Origin of the sequence: Prosthecobacter sp., assembly GCF_029946185.1 — a bacterium.
GTDB lineage: Bacteria > Verrucomicrobiota > Verrucomicrobiia > Verrucomicrobiales > Verrucomicrobiaceae > Prosthecobacter.
The window spans coordinates 1-3,913 of the sequence record NZ_JAQSEA010000132.1; the positions used below are offsets into that span (position 1 = coordinate 1).

Sequence of the window (3,913 nt, forward strand, 5' to 3'; positions counted from 1 at the left end):
AGCGGCGAGCGTGTTTGCATCCACACCTGCTGCACGGCCTGCATTGACATAAGCGATGCCGTTGGCCAGCGTGTAGGCCAGCTCCTGTGCGGCGGTTGCCCCGGCCTCATGCATGTGGTAGCCGGAGACGGAAATGGAATTGAACTTGGGCGCATGAGCCGACAGCCATGCCATGATCTCCGCGACGATGCGGAGCGATGGAGCAGGCGGGTAGATGTAGGTGTTGCGCACCATGTACTCCTTGAGGATGTCGTTCTGAATGGTGCCGCTGAGTGCGGAAGCCGGCACACCCTGATCCTCTGCCGCCACGATGAAGAAGGCCAGCACGGGCAGAACAGCGCCGTTCATGGTCATGGACACCGAAGTGCGGCCAAGCGGTATGCCATCAAACAGGCGCTGCATGTCTTCGACGGTGTCAATGGCCACGCCTGCTTTGCCGACGTCGCCGGTGACACGCGGATGGTCAGAGTCGTAACCGCGATGGGTTGCGAGGTCAAAAGCCACGGAGAGTCCGGTCTGGCCTCCGGCAAGGGCATTGCGGAAAAAGGCATTCGTCTCCTCCGCCGTGGAGAAACCCGCATACTGGCGGAGGGTCCACGGCGTCTTCAGGTACATGCTGGCATAGGGCCCGCGAACAAAGGGCGGGAAACCGGGAGCACCTCTGTCTGCGTGTTTTGCACCCGGTGGCGGCAGTGTCAGTTCCTCAAACGCGAGGTTGGAAAGCGGTGGGATCGTGTTCATCACTGGAAGTGGGTGACGCCTACGATGAGCATTGGCGGGCAGTCGGCCGCAGGTTGCGTGATGGCTGCCCCTGCTTCCATTTGTTGAAAGAGGCCCCAGGCCGCGCGGGCAAGATCGGCAGTCAAGGTTTCGACGAGATAGCTGCCGGCGGTGGGATCGGCAACTGCACCCAGCGCAGCTTCCTCACGAATGACGTGGCCGATCGCCAGGGTCCGCCAAGTGGCTTCTTCACCGGTCGCAATGGGGGCGATTTCCAGTTCGTCCGCCAGTCCCAAAATGCTAGCGACAGCCGCCACGGTCATGCGCACCAGAGCGTTGGCACCATCCGCGGCGCGATCTCCCTGCACGCTGATCAACGCACGGATCAATGGCTCTGGCCGGGTGCAGTGCCGGGCGAGCGCGGTGCTGAGCAGGCGAAAGGCGCGGAGCTTGGCGATGGTGTGGAAGAGGGACGTGCCGGACGTGAGAACGACTCGTGCTGGCAGTGTGGTGTCAGGATTTCCGCGCCAGATTTGGACGAGAGCGGACAGGGTGACGGCGATCTCCTCCTGGGCACCCATCGTTGGGCTGACGGGGGTGGTGGCGACGACCGTTGCGAGTTCATCTACGCCGACGAGCTGCCACGACTTGACGCCATCGCGCAAGGGGCGTGGTGCAGGCGAGTCTGCAGCCTGATAGAGCGGGCGCGGGTTTTCACGGGCGGCCAGCTCGGGTCCCACTGCTGCCATCCAGTCCTGCCGGGTGGCAGGAGGCCAGGAGTCAGCATGTGGAGCGAACGGGTTCATGGCCTGCTACCGCTTCTTCCAATCTTTCAGGCGTTCGAGCATGGGGGTGTCTCCCCAAGTCATGCCGGTGACAAGCTTGCGCGTGGTGGAGACCATCATCTTGCGATCATCCGAGCAGCGCCACATGACATAGTTCAGCCAGAGTCGGATGGGTTCCTGCGGGGTTGCTGGATCTTCCACCGCGACGGTGACTTGCAGGCGCAGGCGGTCGGTTTGGCTGGCGTTGCTGAGGTAGGCGGTCTGGCGCTTGATCACGGTGCGCTGGTCCACCAAGCCGGGTTCAAAGGGCACGGGCAGGTGTTGTTCCAGCACCTGGCGCTCGACGATGTCGAGGATCTGCGGGTAGTTGGCAAAGTAGAGCAGGCCGGCGCCATTGAGGTCACGGTCAGGCACGATGTCGTAGTACACTTCCACGGGCTTGGGGGTGAGCAGGAGCCAGCCTGCCGGCTGCGCTTCGAAGGCGTTGTTCTGATCGGCCTCGCGGCACAAGTCGGCGGAGTCTGGCGAGGCTCCCATATCTGGAATCAATTCCATGCCGGGCTGGCAGGGTTTGGATTTTTTCAGCCACTGCGCGCCTTGCAGCATCTTGACAAAGATGTTGGAAGTGCGGAAGTGCGGGGCACCACACTGCGAGGGGTCTTTGGGTGGGGCTGTAATCGGACCGCGCAGCAGCCAGTGGTTGCCATCGAGCACACTGCCGCCGCTGGATTTGAGCGACGAGACGATGTGGATCTGGTCATTCTCGCCAAAGGCGGCCATCGGGGTGGCCTCGCTGAAGTTCACCTCGACATAAAAGAAGGTGGCATAGAGGCGTTCACCGGTGTCATCGGCGAGCAAACGACTGGGTACGCCGGAGAACATGCTGATGTGCTGCCAGCGCAGATCACCGATGAGCTTGAGCAGCGGCGTTTCACCGAGATTGTTACGACCGGTCATCGGCATGCCGATTTCCGTGGGGTAGTGAAGGAAACCTTGCTCATCGAGCCACATGCTTTGCCGCGTTGCTGGCGCGGCCTGGGAAACGGCAACTGCGGGTGCAGCGGCCACTTCGGGTGTCTTTGGCAGACGCTTTTCGAGAAATGCGGCGGCTTTCTTGAGGGTGGCGAAGTGGTCCGAGTCCGAGCCCTTGAGCGTGATGCCAAAATCCTTTTCGACGCGGTGAATGTAATCGAGAAACTGCAGCGAATCCGCGCCGAGATCGTCCATGACATGGGCGCCAGATTTGATGCGGGCTTCTGGGAGTTTGACGACCTGGGTGAATAGCTGGCGGAGTTTTTCTTCAATCATGCGGGAAAGGATTCTAAGCACAGGATGGCTATTTACGCCAGTGATTCGGCAGTGCGGCGGAGAGTGCACGAGTGAAGATGTCCTTGCCGAGCTTGTTTAAATGATCCTCATCCGCGAAATGATCGGCTGTCAGGCCGGGAATGGGATTGAGATCCAGGATATCGATCTGCTCCTGTGCCAGCGCTTTGACCACACTGTGGTGCATGACATAGGGATGCGGCATCGGAGCGGCGACCACGGTGAGCCGCACGCCGCGTTGCTTCAGGCTCTGCACCAAGTGCCTGAGATGTGTTGTCGGGGCTTCGGACTGGGGGGCTGGCTTGGCCACGAGCGCTCCCTTCATGGCGGCACGGTTGAGGATGAACCAGTTCTCCTGATAGTAGGGCAGCAGCACGTTGAACAGACGGGGGCTGACCCGAGTGCGCAAAGTCATGACGCTGAACGCCTTGCCTAGCATGAATTCAATGACGCTGTCCGCAGAGGATGCATCATTCCTTAGATAATACGGCACGTCCGTCAACGACACATAGTAGGCGCCAAGCTGCGCCTGATTTGCGGGTGCATCCAGCAGATGCACCCGGCCGGTGACGATGACAACGTCTTCAGGCAGGTGACCCGGTTCAATAAAGTAGCGATCCAGCAGGTAGTCCCAGATGGCCGCGTGCGATGAGTCCGGGTAGGCGGTGTAGAGGCTCAGCTGCGGGTCTGCGCCGTGACGCCTTGCCTCCGCCGTGAACAGCGCGGGGTCCACCCCCGCCTGAGTGATGGAGTTGCCCACAAAGAGCACGCGTGGTGGTGGCGCAGCAGCCAGAGTCTGGGACGTGAGACCTATCTCACGGATGTTCTCGATATCATGTGAGAGGCGGTGGCCGGATGCACGGAGCATGAGCTCCAGCGCCGCCAGCAGAGCCAGCAGGCAGAGGACGACACGCGCCTCAGGCAGTTTAAAAACGGAAGTAAACGAACTCATTGGAGCTGGGAGGGGGGAAGAACAGCAGCATCAGCAAAATGAAGGCGTAGCCAGCCGTTCGCCAGCCCCAGTGGACGTTGGTGAGCGCCAGCACATCATGGCGTTTCTCGGCCCAGATTTCATAGGCCAT

At 61.0% G+C, this 3,913-nt stretch carries 4 protein-coding genes; all 4 read right to left on the minus strand.

Going from position 1 to position 3,913, the window contains the following annotated elements:
• Window positions 1-741, minus strand: a 741-nt coding sequence (locus PSV43_RS10770) for a methylmalonyl-CoA mutase family protein (RefSeq protein WP_300196608.1), incomplete at its 3' end; no start/stop codon positions are given.
• Complete coding sequence (locus PSV43_RS10775) at window positions 741-1,526, minus strand: methylmalonyl-CoA mutase family protein (protein ID WP_300196610.1); 786 nt, start codon at window positions 1,524-1,526, stop codon at window positions 741-743. The genes PSV43_RS10770 and PSV43_RS10775, both read right to left, overlap by 1 nt.
• 6 nt (window positions 1,527-1,532) lie before the next feature.
• Window positions 1,533-2,813, minus strand: coding sequence for an LnmK family bifunctional acyltransferase/decarboxylase (locus tag PSV43_RS10780; protein WP_300196612.1), 1,281 nt, complete (start codon window positions 2,811-2,813; stop codon window positions 1,533-1,535).
• A 28-nt stretch (window positions 2,814-2,841) separates the two neighbouring features.
• Window positions 2,842-3,783, minus strand: coding sequence for a hypothetical protein (locus tag PSV43_RS10785; protein ID WP_300196614.1), 942 nt, complete (start codon window positions 3,781-3,783; stop codon window positions 2,842-2,844).
• Window positions 3,784-3,913: the final 130 nt, after the last annotated feature.